Source organism: Flavobacterium sp. MEB061 (assembly GCF_000834715.1).
Lineage (GTDB): Bacteria > Bacteroidota > Bacteroidia > Flavobacteriales > Flavobacteriaceae > Flavobacterium > Flavobacterium pectinovorum.
Genome location: NZ_JXQR01000038.1, coordinates 1 through 991 on the forward strand (window position 1 = coordinate 1; position 991 = coordinate 991).

A 991-nucleotide genomic window follows, 5' to 3' on the forward strand; every position below is an offset into this window, starting at 1 on the left:
TTTTCCTACCACAACCACTGAAATTACAGAATCACAGTTTGTCGGGTTGGTGATCTCACAGATGCTATATTCAACATTATAGTTTCCGGCAGCGGTATTGGCTGCAACAGTTACTGTTCCGTTTGCTTTTAATGTCAATCCTGTTGGAACCGTGACACTTGTTAGTTTTACTTCTCCGGGATTTGTACCAATTACAACCGGGTTTCCGTTTAAGGTATCATTTGTAATTACTGATTCTGTTGTCGTTCCTCCCGTGTTTCCGTTGATTGAAGTCGTAGTTTCTGTAACAGCGTCGATAACTGGAGCAACAACTGTAATTTTAACTGATGCTGTACTGCAATTAGTTGTATTTGATTTTTCACAAATCGTATAATCAAATGAATAAGTACCAACAGGAGTTTGTGGATTAACTGTTACTGACCCAGTAGTCGTATTAAAAGTTAAAACAGAAGGTAAAGTACTTGCTAAAGTAAGATTCACATGGTTTGTAATTACAGTATTACAGTTTAAAAGATCATTACTTAAAACATTTGAAACAGCAACTCCTCCTGAAAATCCATTAAATGAAGATATAATATCATCATTTGCTTTAATTGGACCTACTACTTTTACCGTTTGTGTACACGTTTGCGTATTTCCCGAAGCATCTTTTGCTGTCCAGGTTACTGTTGTAACGCCAATTGGAAAGCTCGATGGTGCATTATTGGTAACTGTGATTGTGCCTGTACAGTTATCAGTTGTTGTTGGTGTTCCCAAAACAACTCCCGTAGCAGCGCAGGAATTAACATCGGCTACAGCCGTAATATTCGACGGACAGGTAATTGTTGGTTTTTGGTTATCGTTAACTATTACTGTTTGTGTACACGTTTGCGTATTTCCTGAAGCATCTTTTGCTGTCCAGGTAACCATAGTAATTCCGATTGGGAAACTTGATGGTGCATTATTGGTAACTGTGATTGTTCCTGTGCAATTGTCAGTTGTTGTTGGGGTT

General features: G+C 38.2%; 1 protein-coding gene. It reads right to left on the reverse strand.

The features are described 5' to 3' along the window. On the reverse strand, positions 1–991 hold a 991-nt coding region (locus tag RT99_RS15795), incomplete at both ends, for an HYR domain-containing protein (protein WP_042565730.1).